Consider the following 17962-nt stretch of genomic DNA (forward strand, 5'->3'; position numbering starts at 1 on the left):
CCAGTACGCGCAGCCGACGATTCGTGTCGCGGAAAACTCAACGTCTTTCAGCGAAGACGCGGAGACATAGCGACCCACCGCTTCAGTGCAGGCAGCTACCGAAACGTGACGCGAGAATTTGAGAGAGTTTGAAAAAGGTCTGAGACCTCATGAAACGGGACTCTAGTTAAAGGTGTTCACGAACGTCTTGGTGACGATGCCCGGCCCACTGAACTGGTAGTCCAGGGTTTCCCGATCAGTGTTCACCGGCACGGTAACTCCCAAGGTGAAACTGAGCTGCGTCGAATCCACCGGTCCGCTGGTACAGCGAATCTGGCGCGCACCCGATGCGCCGCAGTCCCAACCAGCAGGCGCGACGGTCTTCCCGGAGATGAACGTTGCGTCATCCGGAAGAGTGAAAACCGTCTCTGCAGTGGTAGAGGCGCTGTCGCCAACCAGCGAAAAATGTACGTTCAAATCCCGCTCCGTCAGATTGGACCCCTGAACGGAAGAAAACGTCGACTCCACCGTGCGGGCGCTCGGCGAGGTTGCCACCGTAGGCTGCGGCGCCGTCGTCGATGAGACACTGCCCGAATCCACCACCGCAGCGCGCCGCGGCTGCGGCAGCTTTTCCGGAACAACGACGGCGGGTGCTTGCGGCGCCGGTTCAGCCGGCACCTCGGTGACAGGTGCCGGGCGGGAATCGGATGGCGGAGTTGAGTTGGGCAGTGGCGCCGCAAGGGGCGGCACGCTCGGCTCCGGGGTTTCCCTGATTGGCGGCGTTGGTACGTTGGCCGAAGCGTCGGCCTTCACAGCGGACTCGGTGCCGGGCTGAAGGAACCAAGCCAGGAGCCCGGTAAGCGTCACGGCGGCCAGCACCAAGCCGGCCACGACTTTCCATAGGGCGGCTCCCTGCCATCCAGTGCTGGTAGCGGTTCCCAAGGCTCCTCCCCCTGCCGCTGCCGAACCTGCGGACGTAGCTGCCGAGCCAAAGGCAGCAGCGAGAGCGGGCGAAAATGCAACGCCGGTAAGCAGCGGGAACAGGACAGCGCGCATGCCGCCCTGGATGTCGTTGAGTTCGATCAGCAGGGCCGTACATTTGGAACAGGACTCCAGATGTCCGGCAACCTTCTCCATGGATGTCCGTTTCAGTGCGTTCCGCGCGTATTTGCCGAGCTGGGCGGCGAACTCATCGCAGGACTCGTCAACAGCCCGACTGATGTGATGCTGAAGATAGGCCTGCCGTAAGCCTTCTCGCGCCCGAATGGCCAATGAGGAAACTGCGTTGGGCGTCAAGCCAACAAAGGGGGCAACTGCGGCCGGTTTCAGCCCTTCGATGTCCAGATGCCACAGCACGGCCTGCCACCGCTCAGGCAATGACTTGAAGGCACTCGCCATGATGCTCGACTCGAGGTCGCTCATTACGGGGTCGTCATCCAGGACCGGCGAGTCCAGCAGCGCTGCGTCGGAAGCTGCCTGTGTGCGACTGGCCTTGCGGTTGCGATCGTGGGCCATCCGCCGCACCACCGTCAACAAGTAGGAGCGAAAAAACTCCTTTGGTCCTTTGCCGTCCTTGAGCGCCTGGAAGATGGTCGCAAAGGCCTCGGCGACGACGTCATCGGCATCGCTTGGGTTATCGGACTGCATTCGGGCCACACTCTGGGCGACCTGGAAATGGCGCTGATAGAGAATGTCGAATGCGTCTGTGTCCCCTTGGCGGACCAGGTCCAGAATGTGGGGATCGCTTTCCGCAGCCATCGCCACGGCCGAAGAAACACCGGCATCCGCGGCAATTACTTGATTCATAAACAATAGTGTGACATTACTTGACGCAATGACTTGAATCTCAGGTTACTTACGACTATAAGGACAAAGATTTCCTCGCTATTGGCGACACGATTCCTCTTATTAGGTCACTACAAGGCATGAAGCCCGATGCGCCCACATCGCCCCGAAAAGTCAAGACAACCCGACAGCCGCCGCTGGCGAAAATTGCACGCTCCGCAGGCGTTCAAGGCTTGTCCCGGCCGTGTGGTTCCCTGATTTCGGATGCTCGCAGAAGACGCCTGTTGAGGCTCGGAACGGCCAAGCCCATAACCTTGATTTACGGCGCTGACAAAGCCACAGCAACGCCAGGGGACACCGTCATTTTCACGGCTTGGATCAGCAACGATTCCCGAAGTCACCTTCGTAACATTCGTCTTATTCCACGTTCATTTACCAATGAGGCCATGGAGCCACTGGTTTACACCCACAGTCCGTCCCATGAAGAGCTGGCCGTTGCTGCACTTGCACCGGGCGAAACCTTGATGCGAAGTTTCTCCTACCGCGTCAGGACATCAGACTATGTCCACGGCGGCAGCCTCGTCAGTGCGATGCAGGTCAAAGCAATATGCCTGGGGCAACACATTACGGACGAACACGACGCAATTGTTTCCCTCTCGGGAGCGCAAAACGACTGGCCATCTCCCCCGGTCCGCCCTGGCCTGGGCTACTGGACCTCAACAGCAGTCACGTCTGTGTTGCCGCGGCGCCGCGCCCGTTCGCTGGCCAGGACGGACCAGTGAGATCAGTTCACGCTAATCGTTGTCCGGTTCGCCCACCGGCTTCTCGGCGGGCCAATCCACGTCCTGCTCATACCCCTCGTGCTTCTTCAGGTAGGCGGCGATGTAGGGGCAGTGCGGAATGATGCGCTTGCCGGAGGCCACCACGTCATCAAGGGCAAAGTGGGCCAGTACTTTAGCCAGGCCCTGTCCATTGAACTGGGGCTTGGTTTCCGTGTGGATGAAATCGATGTGACCGGGCCTGTCGAGGAACTGCGAAATCACCGCCAGCTCCCCGTCTACGTGAAGCTCATAGCGGTGAAATTTGTCATTGCGCACCGTAGTGACGCCAGCGCGGAACGACTCTGCCAGTGAATCCGTGTACTCGGTCATGTTTCGAGATTGGCACGTAAACCTGGCTCTGGCAACGTAGACGGCGGAGCCTCCCGCCGTTCCGCGCTTTTCTCATCCGACGGAGGCAGCACCGGCGTCGGAACCCTGCCGAGAAGCAGGACCGACAGTGCGAAGCAGGCCGCTCCCCCACCCAACAGAGCCAGTGTCAATCCATTGAAGGCGGCGTCCGCCACAGGGATCAAGACCACGACGGCGGCCGTCACCACAGCGGCACGCGACGGGCCGCGCGCGTGGCTGGCCGCCGTCGGACGGTTCTCCAAGCGCCCAAAAACCCACACGACCGGCAGCAGCAGTGTGATGACGGCGACGAAGACGGGTATCCGCGCCCACCACCACTCGGCTGTTCCGGCCATCGGCTTGGGAAGGTCCGTCAGCAACAACAACCCCGTCATCCCCACCAGCAGGGGAAGATGCCACAAATAGACCGTCATGGAACGGTGCCCGGCGATGGCAATCACTGACTGGATCCAACGGAGGCCGGCCAGCCACCGGATTCCCGGGTGGAGCAACTGGAGTGTCGCCGTCTGGGAAAGGCCCAGGAGAAGCAGGCACAGATTGGGTGGATTGATGTTCACCACCATATTTCCCGGATACACAGCCACACCGGTGACGAGTCCCAACAGGAGGTTGCTGGAGACGATGACACCCACCAACCACGTGCGGCTTCGGTGCTCGAAGAAGCCGTCGGCCAAGAGGAATCCCAACTGCTGGACGGCACACCAGACAAAGATCATGTTGGTGAACGCGAGCACGGGAAAGGCGCCGCGGAGGGAATCGACAGTGATGATCAAGGCCACCAACGCGCTGAATGTCCACAAAGGTGCGCGTTCATGCATCCGGGCCATCACCGGGACGCTGAGCTGCGCCGTGAGGTAGGCGGCCAGGAACCACAGGGGCATCGCAGCACCCGCGGTCATCAACTGGATGACTTGCGGGTGGACACCAAGCAGCAACGCGACCCACAGCCCGCCCCACATGAACGCGAGCAGGGCCATGGCCGGGCGGACCAGCCTCAGGAGCCGGAGTTGCGCGAAGTCGAACCCGGTTCCGCCACGCGCCTTCAAACGTCGCCACGACTGCAGCCCGGTGACGCCACCCACCACGAAGAACAGGGGGACGATCATGAGCACCCAGGCCACGGGGGTGAACCAGCCTTGCTCCATGAGCACGTTCTCCGTGGTGACCGTCCCGTCCTTGTGAAGGACCGGGCTGACCATCATGCAGTGGGCGGCCACCACCACGAGGAGGCAGGTGAAGCGGACAAGGTCGATCGCCGGATCCCTCTGCGCAGCCGTCGGCCGGCTGACCGCAGGAAACGTGTCCCGCTCCATGGCTCTCCCTACAAGGCACGCGCCCGCGTGCTGACTCCATTGTCCGCCCGGGCGGTCAATGGAGCCAGCAGGCTGGCCCTTGCGGCGGCTACGTTCGGAGGAGACGCTCCCTTTGAGCCGGGTCCAGGGCAGCGGCGCATGCTGCCGCCGCCAATCCGAAGGATCCGTCAAGAACCGCTTTATCGGCTCCCGCCGATGCCCCGAAGGCAGCGAACTCTGCAGTGTGATGCGCGGCGCCACGGACGTCGTAGCCGACCATGGGGTGGATGCTCGGTACAACTCGGGAGACGTTGCCCATGTCGGTCGAAGCCACGGGCTCGGCGCTGAAAGCGACTTCCCTGCCCCTGGCCGTCATGGCATCCCGGTAGGCCTCCGAGAGGAACGCATCCTGGCGCAGTTCGGCATACGCGTTGCCGGAGGGCGTCACTTGGAGCGTGCATCCGCTGGCGTGGGCTCCACCTTCCAGGCAACGCCGCACTTTGTTTTGGATGATCTTCAGGTTTTCGAGACTGGGAGCGCGCATTTCGATGTTCGCGCGGGCGCGCTCCGGGATAACGTTCACCGCGCTCCCACCTTCGGTGACCACCAGCGAAACGATGGATCCCGCAGGAAGTTGCTGACGAGCCAGGGCGATGGCCGTCTGCGCGATCACAAGGGCATCGAGGGCATTGACGCCCTCCGACGGAGCCGCGGCGGCGTGCGCGGGGCGGCCCTCGAAAAGTACATCCCACATGCCCATGGCAAGCGACGAACCGCCCACAACATCGCTTGCCGCGGCGTGCGCCATCATGGCCATGGACACGTCGCCGAAGAACCCTTCGTCGATGAGGTCCACTTTGCCGCCGGTGGTCTCTTCCGCGGGTGTTCCCAACACTTTCACGGTGATGTCCAGTCGCTCGGCGACGGCTGCAAGTGCGAGCGCCGCTCCCACGGCGCTGGCCGCATTCACGTTGTGGCCACAGGCGTGGCCGATGGCAGGCAGGGCGTCGTATTCCACGCACAGCGCCACCACCAACTCACCGGATCCGAAGCGGGCGCTGAACGCGGTGGGCTGCGCAGGCTGTATCTCGTCGAAACTGAAGCCCGCCCCCTGCAGCACCCTCCGAACGCGTTTGACGGCCCGGAACTCCTGGCCGCCGAGCTCCGGGTCGGCATGGATGGCGTGGCTGAGGTCGAGGATGTTCGGCTTCCAGCGCTGGACCGCGCTTTCCAGCAGGCCCAGGATTTCGTCCGGGGAAGCGGGTACGACGGCGGTGCCGCGGCTAACGCTGTTGAGTCCGGTCATCGTGCCGTCACCTCGGCGGCCTGGCGCTTGGGGTAGCTGGCGCTGGCTGCCGCAGCCACCAGGGCCGCAACTGCCAAGGCTGCCCAGATGGAGAACAACCCGGTTTCGGTGATGTGTCCCGCTTCAGCTGACGCCGAGGAGATCAGCTTCACCACGGCGGCCCCCACCGCGATACCCACGGACAACGCCAACTCGTTCAGCCCGGCCGCCGTCGAGGTTTCAGCCAAGGGAACGCCCTCAACGGACAGTGCGCGCGTGCCCGCCTGATACATGCCCAGGCTCAGGTTGAACATCGCGAATCCGAGGCAGTACCCCGCAAGCGAACTGTGGGCGAGCAACATCACGAGGAAACCGGCGGCCAGCAGGACGCCTGCGAAGACCAGAGTGGCGCGCTCCCCGTACTGCCGGAGGGCCCTCGCTGTGAGGAGCGAAGAAACCAGTGACAAAACCGAAGCCAAGGCCAGGACGATCGCGATCATGAGCGGGCTCAAGCCGAACCCGTAGCCCGTCTTGTCCGGGTTGGAGTGCAGGAAGATGCCGTTGGTTCCGAAGTAGCTGATGGACGCAAAGCCGAAAAAGAACGTGGCCAGCGAAATTGCGCGGATGCGCGGAAGGGCCAACATGCGCAGGTCCATGAACCGCCTGCCCCGGGTGGAGCTGAAATCGCGCCTAGCCCAGTAGGCCAACAGGGCAAGCCCCAGTAAACCGGCTGTGAGCGTGCGGGCGTCCAGCCAGCCCCATTCGGGCGCCATGGAGAGTGCAACCACAAACCCAATCAGACCGAGAGAGCAAGCCAACAACGGCGCAAGGGCGATGCCCTCACGAGTCGGGACCCCGGCGTCGGGCAGTAAGAACGAACAGACAAAGGCGACCACCGCGAACGGCACGGCGACCCAGAAGCCGAGTGTCGGATCGGTGACGCCCACAATCCCAGCCAGAAGTCCGCCGGCTCCCACCATGATCATGAGCATGCCGATCATGACGCTGACGCCGGTCCGGGTCTGTGCAGGGCTGGTGACGCGAAGGATTCCCATCATCAACGGGATGAACCCCACCACGCACGTGAGCATGACGACGCCCAGAGTCACTGTCCACAGCGACGGCCACAGCGCCATTTGCAGCACACCGAGCGTCACCACCCCAGTGGACCAGCGCAGCACCAGCCTGTAGCCGTAGCTGTCACCAAGCCTCGAAATGATCGGGGTGAGCACGGCAAAACTGACGTTGGAGATCAGGAAGATGCCGTTGATGGTGGGATCGTCGATCTCGAAGACCGGCCCCAAGGCGGGGAGGATGGGGTTGAGATAGCCCTGCGTGACGCCGCTGAGCGACTCAATCAATGCCATTGCCAGGATCATCCCTGCAATGGTGCGGCGAGACTTCGCTGACGTCGCTGGCGGTGCTGTGTTGCTTGCCATGTGCTTCCTTGGTGTCTTGAGCCTACGGGTTTTTGGCCTACGGGTCTTTGGCTTGCGTCTCTTCGGCCTGCGCGTGCGGCTGAGTGGTGATGCGAGTCACAACGTTATGACCGCCGTCTACACTGACTGTGGAATTGTTCAAAACCCACTTCAAGTAGGTAATGATGAACGAATCAGCCATGATTTCTGAGTTGGACCTCGAAATCGTGAACGCCCTGCAGATCAACCCGCGGGCCGAATGGAGCCGGATCGCGGACGCCTTGGGCCTGTCCGGACCGACGGTCGCACGGCGATGGAATGCCCTCGCAGCGCAGGGCCAGGCCTGGATCACGCCTGCTCCCGGCCAGCGCTACCTCAGTGCAGGCTGGTCGGCGTTCATCCACCTCTCCTCGGTGCCCAGCGACAGCGAGGCCCTCATCGAGCACCTCTGCGCAGAGCCGGCGTTTGGCACGGTCTCGCTGGTCACTGGTTCGCATGACCTCTTTGTGGACTGCTTTGCCTCCAGCCACGAAGAACTCATGGACATCGTCACTGGCTCCTTTCCGGGGTTGCCCGGCGTCACGCATCGCGAGGTGGTCTTTGTCACCAGGCTCTACCGCCAAGCTTCGGAATGGCGCAGCGGCACGCTGGAACCTGCGCGGGCACGACTGGTGCTGGCGGAGCCACTGCCTGAGCAGGCGGCTTACTCCCCCGACAACTTGGATGCAGCTTTGCTGGAGGAGCTTGCCAAGGATGGCCGCGCCAGTTGGGCGGAACTGGGAGCTTCTTGCGGCGTCTCACCCCAAACGGCACGGCGCCGGGTGGAGCGGTTCCTCGCCACCGGCTACATCACGCTGCGCTGCGATACCTCCACGTCCGCCCAGCAAGGACTGCGCGAAGTGACCCTGGTTCTCAATGTCCCTGCCCAGTACGTTGACGACGTCGGCCGCTACTTCGCCGCGCTGGGGAACTGCCGGTTGAGTGCACAGGTCCTGGGAGCACAGAACTTGCTGGTCACCCTCTGGGTCCGTGACTACCTGGAAGTTCAGGGGTACGAACGCGAACTGGCCGAGCGGGCACCCGGCAGCTCGGTCATCTCACGGCAAGCGGTGGTCCGGACGTACAAACGGCTTGGCCATGTCCTTGATGAATCCGGACGCAGCCTGAGGGTGGTGCCGCTGCCGCTGTGGAGGGACGACACCCCCAAAATTGACTCTGGACGAGGCATCGAATCACCGGCAGGATCAGACGCATGACTACGTCCATTTTCGTAAACCTGCCCGTCAGCGACCTTGAAGCGTCCAAGGCCTTTTACACAGCGCTTGGTTACACCATCAACCCGAACTTCACCGACGAAACCGCCGCCTGCGTGGTGTTCAGCGACACCATCTACGCCATGCTCCTGACGCACGCCAAGTTCAGCGAGTTCACCAAGCAGCCCATTGCGGACACCCGGAACTCGACGGCGGCCATCGTTGCCCTTTCGGCCGACAGCCGTGAAGACGTGGATGCGCTGGCCACCAAGGCGCTTGAGGCCGGTGGCTCGGAGACTTACGACGCCCAGGACCTCGGCTTCATGTACAGCCGGGCGTTCCGTGACCTGGATGGCCACCACTGGGAAGTCCTGTGGATGGACGAGGCCGCAGCCCAGGCTGGTCCGCCGGAACACTAGCCAAATTCACGTCGTTGGCCCGCTATTCCGTTGCTGGTTGGCAACGGAATAGCGGGCCTTCAACGTTGCTAATTATTCAGCGTCACGGCCAGCACGCCGAGCACGACGGCGAGCAGGGGCGTTGCGCCTTGGATGGTGGCCGCACGGAGGTACTTCTTGCCGCTGGCAGCAAGAACCAAGGCGGCCAGGAGCATGGAACCGCAGCTGCTGAACACCAGGGTCCAACCAACCTGGGGCGACCCAGCCCAGACGGCGATGATACCGACCAGCGCACCGATGGCCAGGAACAGGTTGTAGAAGCCCTGGTTGTACGCGAGTGATTTGGTGGTTTCCGCGTCGGCCTGCGAGGTGATGCTAAAGGTTTTCCAGGTTTTGGGCTTGGTCCACGTAATGGACTCCATGGTGAAGATATAGACGTGCAGCAATGCCGCAATCAGGGCAAAAATCAGGGAGGCCAGGATCATGGTTTGATCCTAGCCTCCCTGTGTTCCCGGGCTTGGGTGCCGCGCAGGACCTAGGCGGTGAGCAGCGCCAGGGTTGCGCCTGCGAAGGTACCCGCCGAACTGTTCCACAGGGCCAACAGTCCTTGGAGATTCTCCCCGTCGGCCCGGTGTGCCGCGGTTTCGGCCTCCAAGGTGGACAGGATTCCCGTGCGCAGCTCAGTGTTGAAGTTCACCTTGCCAACCTGCAGGGAGGGAGCCTTCGCCAACTCGTCGGCAGGGATGCCGGAAGCGCCGTGGAGCACCAGAGGCACCCCGGTCCGTGCAGCGACATCCTGCAACACGTCCCAGCGAATGTTGGGCTCGCCCTTGTACTTGCCGTGCACGTTGCCCACGGCCACGGCCAGCAACTGCGCACCCGTTCGCTCCACGAAGTCGGCCACCTGCGCGGGGTTGGTGAGCCCCGCAACCAAACCGCCGGCGTCGTGCGCTGCATCTTCGGTACCGAACGCCTTGTCCTCATCGCCCGCAAGGCCGCCCAGCTCCGCTTCAAGCACGACGTCGGCTGCACCTTGGGCGTCCAGCGCGGCACGGACTTCGCGGACCAAAGCGATGTTGTCCTCGTAGGGCAGCGACGACCCGTCAGCCAAGACCGCATCTGCGCCAGCCGCCACGGAGTCGCGGATGACGTTCAGATCCGAAGCGTGGTCCAGCTGGACGGAGACCGGGACGCTGGCGGAGTCCGCCAGACCACGGAGGGCCGCAATGAGGCGCAGTCCATTGGGTGTGGACGCGGTCTTCGGAGCCACCAACAGGATCACGCCCAGCCGGGCTTCCTCCGCCGCCGAAACAACAGCAAGCGCGGTGGTGAAGTCGTAGCAGGTAAAGGCCGGAACAGCGGAGCGGGAGGACAGGGCTGAGTTGACTAGCTGATCGAGTTTGGCGCGCATTAGTGGGCCAGCCCTCCTACCAGGATCCACGCCACGTAGGTCAGGGCGAAGCCAGCCAGGCCCAGGATGGTGGTGAGGACGGTCCAGGTCCTGAGGCCGTCGGAAACCGTGAGGCCGTAGTAACGGATCACGGTCCAGAAGCCGGCGTCGGTGACGTGTGACAGGCCGAGGGAACCAAAGCCGATGGCGATGACGATCACGGCGATCTGGGCGGGCGTGTAGCCACCTTCCATCACGGCAGAGGTCAGCAGGCCGGTGGTTGTCACGATGGCGACGGTCGCCGAACCCTGTGCTGCGCGCAAGGCCAGCGAGATGATGAAGCCGAGCACGATCACCGGCAGGCCGAGGCTGTCCAAGGTGTGGGAGAGTGCGGCTCCGATGCCGGAGGTGCGGAGGACTTCACCGAACACGCCGCCGGCTGCCACCACCATGAGGATGGACGCGATGGGAGGCAGTGCGCCTTCGAAGATTTCCCCGGTTTCCTTCAGGGACCAGTTGCGGCGGACGGCCAGCAGGAAGAACGAGAGTGCAACGGCCACGAGAAGGGCGAAGAACGGGTTGCCGATGAACGCGGCCACGCCGTACCAGTAGTTGTCCTTGGCGATGGTCAGAGTGCCGACAGTGCCGAGGAGGATCTGGACGATCGGAGCGGCGATCAGGAACATAATCAAGCCGGGACGCGGAGGGGCGATGGCACGGGCGCCGGGACCGTCGTGGCCCACGTGGACCAGGGAATCGGAACCAAACTCTTCAACCTGCTGCTTCACGCCGGGGAGAAGCTCGTAGTCCTTGCGGTTCATGATGCTGGCAACCCAGTAGGACAGGAAGCCAAGGGGGATGCAGATGATCAGCGAGATCATCGTGATGAGTCCGATGTCAGCGCCGAAGACGCCGGCGCCTGCCACGATGCCCGGGTGCGGCGGAACTGCAACGTGGATGGACAGCATGATGCCGGCCATGGGCAGGCCGAACTTGATCGGGTGGACGTTGGCGATCTTCGCGAAGGCATAGACGATCGGGACCAGGACGATCACGCCCACCTCGAAGAAGACGGGGATCGCCACGAGGAAGCCGACTGCGGTCAACGCGACGGCAACACGCTTGGCGCCAAGCTTCTCAGTGAAGTGGGTGGCCAGCGACTGCACACCGCCGGAAACTTCGATCATCCGTCCCAGGATGGCGCCGAGGGCAATCAGCAATGCGACCTTGCCCATGGTGCTGCCAACGCCGTTGGTTACCACGGTGAAGATGTCCTTGAGCGGAATCTGGGCCGCAACGCCCACCAGGATGCTGACTGCGAGCAGGGCAACGAATGCCTGGATCTTGAAACGGATGATCAGCACCAGCAACAGGGCGATGCCTGCGGCAGCGATGGTCAGCAGAAGGGGTGTTCCCAGCTCCACTGCGGGCTTGATGGCGGGGGCGTCGGCCGCCCGGACCATCAGCGAGTTCACGAGGGGATTCATTGGGGGGTGTCTCCTTTGACATACCAGTCTAGGGAAGACCGGCGGAGGTTACTTGTTGGGGGGTGTGGAGTTTTTGTACAGCTAATGCCCTTCAGAGGGGCTCATGAGGGCGTTAGGTGTACAAAAACTCCCGGGAGGTTAGGCGGTGCGCTTGGCGGGCGCGACAACCTTGATGACGGCGGAGTCGTCTGCAGCGGCGAGGCCCTGGGCCTGGCCGAGCAAGTACAGCTGTTCAGCGGCAGCGGCAACGGGTGCGGCGAGGCCGGCGGCGCGGGTTGCCTTGCCCACGATGCCCATGTCCTTGACGAAGATGTCCAGGCGGCTGAGGACCTCGGCGCCGTCTTCCGTGTAGGCCTCAAGGATGCGCGGGCCGCGGTTGGAGAGCATGAAGGATCCGGCGGCTCCGGCTTCGAGGGCGGCGAGGGTCTTCGCTTGGTCCAGGCCGAGGGCATCGGCGAGGGCCATGGCCTCCGCAGCGGCGGCGATGTGCACGCCGCATAGGAGCTGGTTGACGGTCTTGAGTGCCTGACCGTCGCCGGGCTTGTCGCCCACGATGCTCAAGGTGGAGGCCAGCAGTTCCAGTGCCGGACGTGCCTTTTCGAGGGCCTCGGGCTCGGCGCCCACCACGATCAGCAGGTCACCTTCACCGGCACGCTTGGGGCCGCCGGACAGCGGAGCGTCAACCAGAGAAACTCCGTACTCGGCCAGCTTGGCGACCGTTGCCGGGATGGCTTCGGTGCCCACTGTGCTGCCGAGAATTACGACGGCGCCCGGCTTCAGTACCGGGGCCACGCCGTTCTCGCCGAAGAGGACATCGTTGAGTTGCTCGCCGTTGCGGACCGCCAGGAGCAGGGCGTCGGCGTCCTGGGACGCTTCTCGGGCCGAGGCGAAGGTCTTGATGCCTGCTGCGGCGGCGAGTTCCAGACGGGGCTCTGCAATGTCGAAGCCGTGCACGGTCAGCTCGGACGCGAGCCGGGTTGCCATGGGCAGGCCCATGGCACCAAGGCCCAGGACGGTGACGGTGTAGTTGCTGCTGGTCATGGTGTTCTCCATTGAATTTTGGCTGTTAGAAGGTTGCGCTGAGCTTGCGGGTGACCTGGGTCAGGGATTGGTCGTCGCCCACGTTGCCGGCGAAGACGATGTACGGGATACCCTTTGCGGGACCGTCCACCGGCTCCCACAGTGAGACGATGCCCGGGAGCATAGGGCCGCGGACGATCGCGTGGCGGATTTCCAGGCCGTGGGCGGCCACGTCCGAGGATGTGATGCCGCCCTTGGCGATGACGAAGCGCGGCGGGAAGCTCTTCAGGGTGCGGTTTACAACGGCCACGACGGCGGCGGAGACGGTGCGGGCGATCTTCAGGCTCGCTGCGGCGTCGTCGGTCTTGATGAGCAGTCGGCTGGTGTGGACGATCACGTCACCGCTGCGGAGGGCGTCCACGACGTCGGACACAACGGTTCCGATGTACGCGTCGGCTTCTGCTTCGCCCTGGGTTTTGGTTCCGGCAATGAGCTTCTCGACGTCGATTTCGATGGTCCTCGCCGAGCTGTGCTGTGCCGTGAGGTCGTTGAGCTGCCGGGTGGTGACGCCCACGTGGGAACCTACCACGATCAAGCCGCCGGCTGCGGAGGGAGTGTTGCCTGCAAAGGCCTCTTCGGAGGTCAGCGCGGTGCGGATCTCCTGGCCGATGCGTCCACGCACGAACGGCGGACCTACGCGGTAGAGGAGCTTCTTGCCCCGGCGTTCCGCTTCTTCGAGGCCAAGGGCCAGTGCGCGGAAGTCGTTCTCGGTGACAATGTCGGCCACGATCGGCGTGGAGTCGGTGGCGGACTCGAGGGCGTCAGCGATGGCCTTCGCGGAGATGGCGGGGTCCTGGGCGGAGGCGCCCGCGCGGATGATGTTGAGGTCCAGGACGATCACGTCGCTGGCGGGGAATCGGCCCTGCGACTTTTCCTCCACGTACTTGGCCATCTCTGAATTGGCGAAACCGAAGCTCGCGTCCTTGGCGAATTCCGTTTCGGCCACGGGGGTGAGGGTGCCGGCGTCGCCCCGCATGTAGTGCACTCCGCCAATGGTGACGCGTCCGGCGTCGGGGAAGGCTGGAACGATCACCACGCCGTCGGTGGTTTCGCCGGTTTCAGCAGCCACGGTGGCGGCGATGACGTCCGGCTCCAGCGGGTAGTGTCCGCGGAGGGTGGAGTCGCTGCGGCTGACGAAACCCAGGCGCAGCCGAGGACCAGCACCGGTGCCGGCTGCTGCCTCAAGGGCGTTCCGCACGATTTCCTCGTTGCGGGCGGCGGCTTCTGCCGGATCCAAGCTGCGGGTGTTGGTGAGGACGTAGACAGCGGGCTTGGTCTGGTTCTCGCGGATATGGGTAAACGCCCACACAAAGTCCGCGACGTCCCAGCGGGTGAGGACAGCAAGATCCGCAACGGACTGCGTGCCGGTGGGGTCGTCGTCGAGGACTACCAGGACGCGGGGGGACGTTGCCGACGACGCCGCAACGGCGTCCGCAACCAACTGAGCAGGAATCTGGACTTCCGCCGGGAAAGCGGCCAGTACGTCGGCTTCAAGGGTCACTGTGCACTCCATCGTGGGAAATCTCTGTTGCGGTTAAGTGAATGTAAGATGTCAGACATCTAACATTTGAATGCTAGTGTGACACACGGCTCTTCGCCGCGCAAGGTGCCCCGGATCACTAGGCTGGGGGCATGGCTGACAGCGCGGTTCCGCTTCCGTTTGTGGACGTTCGAACGCCCACGCTTGTTACGGACGCTGTACCAGCGGTGCTGATCCACGGCTGGGCATCGGGTTCCGCTTATTGGGAACCGTTAGTGGAGAAGCTGCTCGACGGCGGCCGGACAGTGTGGATAGTCGACCTTCCGGGCTATCACCCAAGGCAGGAGCTGCCGCTGGATTTCGAATGGACGCTGGACACCGCGGCCGCTTCGGTAGCTGCAGCCCTGGACGCCCGAGGTGGCGGTCCCGTGCATTTGGTGGGACATTCCATGGGCGGCAGCGTCTCGCTGACCCTGGCCGCAGCCCGCCCGGAGCTTGTGGCCACGGTGACGCTGGTGGGAATGGTTCCGGCTCCTCAAAATGAGGGCTTCAAGAACCTCCTCGTGTCGCAGCTGGAACAAGGGTTCTTCGACGCCGGCACCAAGGCCAAACTCATGGGCGCCTGGTACGGGACCTTGCCGGACGAAGATATGGAGTTGCTCAGCAAGGGTTTCGACGCGCCCTTCCCGGTGCTGTCCGCCAGCGCATTGGCGGCCATGACCGGCGTCGAACCTTCAGTGCCCGGGCGCGTTCACGCGCCGCTGCTGGTCATCGCCGGAACCGGCGACCGCGTGCGGCCCATCGAGCAAATGGCCGCGTTCGTGGAAGCCAGCCCGAATCGGCAGCTCAAGGCCATTCCCGGGGCGGGCCACAGCGTCCACTGGGAGCAGCCGCAGGAAAGCGCCGAGGCGTTGCATAAGTTTTGGAGAACGAGCTGGCCACTGCCAGCGTAAGATGTCTGACAACCATTCGGTCCCGGGGGAAAATCCACGGGCCGCCGGGCGGTCTGAAGTACAGGGAATGGGGATATATGGCACGCAAGTCGCTGGTCGGCGTCGTAGCTGATGAGTTGCTGGACAGGATCGTGGCGGGCGAGTTTCCGCCCGGAACGGTGGTCCCGGGCGAGCTTGAGCTCAGCGCCAAGCATGAGGTGAGCCGCATGACCGTGCGTGAAGCCATGAAAACCCTGGAAGCTCAGCGAATCCTCAGCGTGGAGCGAGGCCGCGGAACATTCGTTAACCCCCTGAATCAGTGGGCTTCACTGGAAGCAGTCTTGCGCGCTGCCTCGGAGGGTACCAAAGACGCAGCCGCAGCCATACAGTTGATCGAGCTGCGGCGGATGCTCGAGACGGGAGCCTGCGAACTGGCCGCCGAACGCATCTCCGACGCTGAGCTCACGGCACTCAAAGAGCACGTGGAAAAGATGCAGTCCGCGCACGAAGTCAATGACCTTGCCGGGTTCGTGGAAGCCGACCTCGCCTTCCACGACGTGATCCTCCACGCTTCCGGCAATGTGTTTGTGGCCGTGCTGTTCGAGCCACTGCACCGCGTCCTGGAGGCCCGACGCACGGAGACCTCCGCTTTCCCGGAAATCCAGGAACATGCCATCGGCCATCACCGGAAGATCGCCGCGGCCCTGGAATCCCGCAATCCCAATGAAGCCCGGCTCGCGATGGACGCCCACATGCAGCAGACCCTGGACGACCTGAAGACGTACGTACTGGAGGCGTAGTTAGCGCCGCAGACTTTCCGACGGCAACTCCCCGAAGGTCTTCAGATACAGCGCGGAGAAGCGCCCCTGATGGGTGAAGCCGCACAGCTCCGCGACGGCCGTGACCGTCTGCTCGCGCGGGCTTGCTTCCAGCAGCATCTCGCGGGCTCGATCCAGCCGGATAGTCCGCAGCAACTCAGATGGCGTCGCACCAGCTTCCGCCCGTAGCGCGGTCTGAAGGGTCCGGACCGAAACCCCCAAGCACTCAGCGATGTCCGGCACGGTGAGTTCCTCCGTGGCGTGGCGCTCCAGCAGTTCGCGGCATTCACGGACCAGACGGCCCTCCGCTTCCGCGTTCCGGAGCTCCCCAGAGGGCGGCTGCATCGCCATTAACAGGCGGGACACCATGCTGTCCGCCAGCAACCCCTGTACAAACGCGGGGGCCGTGGACTGTGGCTGGCCAATCAGGTCGTCATGAAGCTCGACGACGGACCTCAGGAACGCGCGGCCGGCAGCGCCTGACAGGTCCATGCCGTAGCCAAGCTCCACAGCGCCGTCCCCGTACAGTTGCCCGGCAACCCGTTCCAGCGCCGTTCGCCGCACATAGACGATCAGGTGCGGGCTGCCGCCGTCCCAACTCATGGAGAAGGGCCTGTCGATCGGCGGAACAGTGGCCATGCGCGGGCTGGAATCCACCGTGCTGGTCCCTACCCGCATGGACGCATGCCCGGCGAGCGGGATCTGCACCAGATGGAAATCCTGCAGTCCTTCAGGCTCAATGCGGACGTCGGCGCCGTAGTCCAGGAACTCGATGCCCACGTCGCCCCGGTGCAGGGAACGCAGCTTCATATCCACTGCCGAGGTCCGGGTCCGCGGTGCGAGCTCGTGGCTGCAGAACAGCTCGGCGATCCTGGCGTGGGCTTCGTCCACGTCAGTTGTGGCCATCGTCGGCCGCCCCCGCAGGACATCGCGGGGAAGAATTTTCACCATTTGGGCACCCACTCCACAGTTCTGCGCTTTTCGGATGATCCCCGCGCTACGTGGATATTCCGGATTTCAACGGCCGCCTAGAGTCGCTTTCAGGACCAGTATGACGCAGCTCACATCACGATAACAGCACTGAAAGCGAGGTGGGACCAGTGAAGAACATCAAGCTCGTGCATGACCGGCGGGACGAGTGGGATCGACACCATTTCGAACTCTGGGCGGCGGAACTCCGAGCCAAAGAGGCTCAACTCACCTCCGCGGCTTGGGTCGGTTGGCACGAGGAAGAGGAAGACCCTGCGCAATTTGGATGACCCCTGCGCCTTGTGGATAGCCCGGTCTACAGCGGCCGCCTAGAGTCGCTTATGGAACAACCATGACGCACGTCACATTTCTTCAACATCACAGGTACGGGAAAGGCTTGGACCATGTCAGGACTCGACGGCAGGACAGCGATTGTCACCGGTGGGGCAACCAAGGTGGGGCAGGGCGTGGTGACCGCCCTGCGGGACGCCGGGGCCACGGTGGTGGTTGCGGATATAGCTCCCGACGGCGGCGCCCTCACCAAAGAGTTGGGGGAAGGAATCCACTACTCCCACGCAGACATCACGGATGACCACGCCGTGAACCGGCTGGTCAGCGCAACCGTCGCCGCTCACGGAAGCCTGGACATCCTGGTGAACCTCGCCTGCACGTACAAGGACGACGGCGCTGAGTCCGGTCGCGCCGATTGGCTCGAGGCGCTCAACGTCAACCTCGTGAGCGCAGTGATGGCCAGCAACGAAGCCCGGCCCTACCTCAAGGCCTCCGGACATGGCGCGATCATCAACTTCACCTCCATCTCCAGCTCGGTGGCGCAGACCGGCCGCTGGCTCTACCCCGCCAGCAAAGCGGCCCTCGTCCAGCTCACGCGCAGCATGGCCGTGGACTTCGCGGCGGACGGTATCCGGGTGAACTCCGTCAGCCCCGGATGGGTGTGGAGCAAAATCATGGACACGCTCAGCAACGGTGATCTTGCCAAGACCGATTCCGTGGCCGCCCCTTTCCACGCTCTCAAGCGCGTCGGCCGCCCGCACGAGGTTGGGGACGTCGTCGCGTTTCTCGCCGGCGACCAGGCAAGTTTCGTGACCGGCGCCGATTGGGCGGTGGACGGCGGCTATTCCGCCCTGGGTCCTGAGCGCGCCGAAGAAACCATTCCACTGCTGGCCGCCAACTGACGCCAGGCTCCAC

General features: G+C 63.6%; 17 protein-coding genes. 6 read left to right on the forward strand and 11 right to left on the reverse strand.

What is annotated here, in order from left to right; genetic code table 11:
- Positions 1-162: 162 nt before the first annotated feature.
- The gene (locus ACR30Z_RS10390) at positions 163-1785 is read right to left on the reverse strand and encodes a sigma-70 family RNA polymerase sigma factor (protein ID WP_434372478.1); all 1623 of its coding nucleotides are present in this window, start codon (positions 1783-1785) and stop codon (positions 163-165) included.
- A 425-nt stretch (positions 1786-2210) separates the two neighbouring features.
- On the opposite strand from ACR30Z_RS10390, the gene ACR30Z_RS10395 reads away from it, so the two are divergent.
- Positions 2211-2546 carry a hypothetical protein gene (locus ACR30Z_RS10395; RefSeq protein WP_244296856.1) on the forward strand — a complete coding sequence of 112 codons (336 nt, stop codon included), beginning with the start codon at positions 2211-2213 and terminating at the stop codon, positions 2544-2546.
- A 12-nt stretch (positions 2547-2558) separates the two neighbouring features.
- Here the strand turns inward: ACR30Z_RS10395 and ACR30Z_RS10400 are convergent, their stop codons facing one another.
- From ACR30Z_RS10400 to ACR30Z_RS10415, 4 genes are all read right to left on the reverse strand, one after another.
- Positions 2559-2915, reverse strand: a complete 357-nt coding sequence (locus ACR30Z_RS10400; protein WP_144652610.1) for a GNAT family N-acetyltransferase — start codon at positions 2913-2915, stop codon at positions 2559-2561.
- Positions 2912-4267, reverse strand: a complete 1356-nt coding sequence (locus ACR30Z_RS10405) for an acyltransferase family protein (protein WP_434372480.1) — start codon at positions 4265-4267, stop codon at positions 2912-2914. The genes ACR30Z_RS10400 and ACR30Z_RS10405 overlap by 4 nt, the downstream gene beginning before the upstream one ends.
- Before the next feature lie 88 nt (positions 4268-4355).
- The gene (locus ACR30Z_RS10410; RefSeq protein ID WP_144652612.1) at positions 4356-5552 is read right to left on the reverse strand and encodes an amidohydrolase; all 1197 of its coding nucleotides are present in this window, start codon (positions 5550-5552) and stop codon (positions 4356-4358) included.
- Positions 5549-6970 carry an MFS transporter gene (locus tag ACR30Z_RS10415; RefSeq protein ID WP_434372482.1) on the reverse strand — a complete coding sequence of 474 codons (1422 nt, stop codon included), beginning with the start codon at positions 6968-6970 and terminating at the stop codon, positions 5549-5551. Before ACR30Z_RS10415 ends, ACR30Z_RS10410 begins: the two co-directional genes overlap by 4 nt.
- Before the next feature lie 179 nt (positions 6971-7149).
- Between ACR30Z_RS10415 and ACR30Z_RS10420 the strand changes: the two genes are divergently transcribed.
- On the forward strand, positions 7150-8205 hold the full coding sequence (locus ACR30Z_RS10420; protein WP_434372484.1) for an Lrp/AsnC family transcriptional regulator: 1056 nt from the start codon (positions 7150-7152) through the stop codon (positions 8203-8205).
- Complete coding sequence (locus tag ACR30Z_RS10425; protein WP_144652615.1) at positions 8202-8621, forward strand: VOC family protein; 420 nt, start codon at positions 8202-8204, stop codon at positions 8619-8621. Before ACR30Z_RS10420 ends, ACR30Z_RS10425 begins: the two co-directional genes overlap by 4 nt.
- 68 nt (positions 8622-8689) lie before the next feature.
- Here ACR30Z_RS10425 and ACR30Z_RS10430 read toward each other — a convergent pair whose 3' ends face one another.
- The 5 genes from ACR30Z_RS10430 to ACR30Z_RS10450 all read right to left on the reverse strand — a co-directional run bounded on the left by ACR30Z_RS10430 (position 8690) and on the right by ACR30Z_RS10450 (position 14058).
- Positions 8690-9085: a DUF1304 domain-containing protein gene (locus tag ACR30Z_RS10430; protein ID WP_144652616.1), complete on the reverse strand. Its 396-nt coding sequence runs from the start codon at positions 9083-9085 to the stop codon at positions 8690-8692.
- 50 nt (positions 9086-9135) lie between these two features.
- Complete coding sequence (locus ACR30Z_RS10435; RefSeq protein WP_434372487.1) at positions 9136-10011, reverse strand: class II fructose-bisphosphate aldolase; 876 nt, start codon at positions 10009-10011, stop codon at positions 9136-9138.
- Positions 10011-11477, reverse strand: coding sequence for a GntP family transporter (locus tag ACR30Z_RS10440; RefSeq protein ID WP_144652618.1), 1467 nt, complete (start codon positions 11475-11477; stop codon positions 10011-10013). The genes ACR30Z_RS10435 and ACR30Z_RS10440 overlap by 1 nt, the downstream gene beginning before the upstream one ends.
- 138 nt (positions 11478-11615) lie before the next feature.
- Positions 11616-12518, reverse strand: a complete 903-nt coding sequence (locus tag ACR30Z_RS10445) for an NAD(P)-dependent oxidoreductase (protein ID WP_144652619.1) — start codon at positions 12516-12518, stop codon at positions 11616-11618.
- Between the two features lie 25 nt (positions 12519-12543).
- Positions 12544-14058 carry a four-carbon acid sugar kinase family protein gene (locus ACR30Z_RS10450; protein ID WP_144652620.1) on the reverse strand — a complete coding sequence of 505 codons (1515 nt, stop codon included), beginning with the start codon at positions 14056-14058 and terminating at the stop codon, positions 12544-12546.
- 131 nt (positions 14059-14189) lie between these two features.
- Between ACR30Z_RS10450 and ACR30Z_RS10455 the strand changes: the two genes are divergently transcribed.
- Positions 14190-14990 (forward strand): alpha/beta fold hydrolase, encoded by an 801-nt coding sequence (locus ACR30Z_RS10455; protein WP_434372490.1) that lies wholly within the window; start codon positions 14190-14192, stop codon positions 14988-14990.
- A 77-nt stretch (positions 14991-15067) separates the two neighbouring features.
- Positions 15068-15769 (forward strand): FadR/GntR family transcriptional regulator, encoded by a 702-nt coding sequence (locus ACR30Z_RS10460; RefSeq protein ID WP_144652622.1) that lies wholly within the window; start codon positions 15068-15070, stop codon positions 15767-15769.
- Here the strand turns inward: ACR30Z_RS10460 and ACR30Z_RS10465 are convergent, their stop codons facing one another.
- Positions 15770-16693 carry an AraC family transcriptional regulator gene (locus tag ACR30Z_RS10465; RefSeq protein ID WP_434372491.1) on the reverse strand — a complete coding sequence of 308 codons (924 nt, stop codon included), beginning with the start codon at positions 16691-16693 and terminating at the stop codon, positions 15770-15772.
- 467 nt (positions 16694-17160) lie between these two features.
- On the opposite strand from ACR30Z_RS10465, the gene ACR30Z_RS10470 reads away from it, so the two are divergent.
- Positions 17161-17949: an SDR family oxidoreductase gene (locus tag ACR30Z_RS10470; protein ID WP_434372492.1), complete on the forward strand. Its 789-nt coding sequence runs from the start codon at positions 17161-17163 to the stop codon at positions 17947-17949.
- Positions 17950-17962 lie beyond the last annotated feature (13 nt).

The sequence above is a fragment of the Paenarthrobacter sp. FR1 genome (genome assembly GCF_051106045.1).
GTDB lineage: Bacteria > Actinomycetota > Actinomycetes > Actinomycetales > Micrococcaceae > Arthrobacter > Arthrobacter nitroguajacolicus_A.

Excerpts from the sequence above, each read along its gene's own strand:
- ACR30Z_RS10390 (WP_434372478.1), bottom strand. The coding sequence starts at position 1,785 with ATGAATCAAGTAATTGCCGCGGATGCCGGTGTTTCTTCGGCCGTGGCG.
- ACR30Z_RS10400 (WP_144652610.1), bottom strand. The coding sequence starts at position 2,915 with ATGACCGAGTACACGGATTCACTGGCAGAGTCGTTCCGCGCTGGCGTC.
- ACR30Z_RS10425 (WP_144652615.1), top strand. The coding sequence starts at position 8,202 with ATGACTACGTCCATTTTCGTAAACCTGCCCGTCAGCGACCTTGAAGCG.
- ACR30Z_RS10410 (WP_144652612.1), bottom strand. The coding sequence starts at position 5,552 with ATGACCGGACTCAACAGCGTTAGCCGCGGCACCGCCGTCGTACCCGCT.
- ACR30Z_RS10430 (WP_144652616.1), bottom strand. The coding sequence starts at position 9,085 with ATGATCCTGGCCTCCCTGATTTTTGCCCTGATTGCGGCATTGCTGCAC.
- ACR30Z_RS10415 (WP_434372482.1), bottom strand. The coding sequence starts at position 6,970 with ATGGCAAGCAACACAGCACCGCCAGCGACGTCAGCGAAGTCTCGCCGC.
- ACR30Z_RS10395 (WP_244296856.1), top strand. The coding sequence starts at position 2,211 with ATGGAGCCACTGGTTTACACCCACAGTCCGTCCCATGAAGAGCTGGCC.
- ACR30Z_RS10455 (WP_434372490.1), top strand. The coding sequence starts at position 14,190 with ATGGCTGACAGCGCGGTTCCGCTTCCGTTTGTGGACGTTCGAACGCCC.
- ACR30Z_RS10460 (WP_144652622.1), top strand. The coding sequence starts at position 15,068 with ATGGCACGCAAGTCGCTGGTCGGCGTCGTAGCTGATGAGTTGCTGGAC.
- ACR30Z_RS10470 (WP_434372492.1), top strand. The coding sequence starts at position 17,161 with ATGTCAGGACTCGACGGCAGGACAGCGATTGTCACCGGTGGGGCAACC.
- ACR30Z_RS10445 (WP_144652619.1), bottom strand. The coding sequence starts at position 12,518 with ATGACCAGCAGCAACTACACCGTCACCGTCCTGGGCCTTGGTGCCATG.
- ACR30Z_RS10435 (WP_434372487.1), bottom strand. The coding sequence starts at position 10,011 with ATGCGCGCCAAACTCGATCAGCTAGTCAACTCAGCCCTGTCCTCCCGC.
- ACR30Z_RS10465 (WP_434372491.1), bottom strand. The coding sequence starts at position 16,693 with ATGGCCACAACTGACGTGGACGAAGCCCACGCCAGGATCGCCGAGCTG.
- ACR30Z_RS10440 (WP_144652618.1), bottom strand. The coding sequence starts at position 11,477 with ATGAATCCCCTCGTGAACTCGCTGATGGTCCGGGCGGCCGACGCCCCC.
- ACR30Z_RS10420 (WP_434372484.1), top strand. The coding sequence starts at position 7,150 with ATGATTTCTGAGTTGGACCTCGAAATCGTGAACGCCCTGCAGATCAAC.
- ACR30Z_RS10405 (WP_434372480.1), bottom strand. The coding sequence starts at position 4,267 with ATGGAGCGGGACACGTTTCCTGCGGTCAGCCGGCCGACGGCTGCGCAG.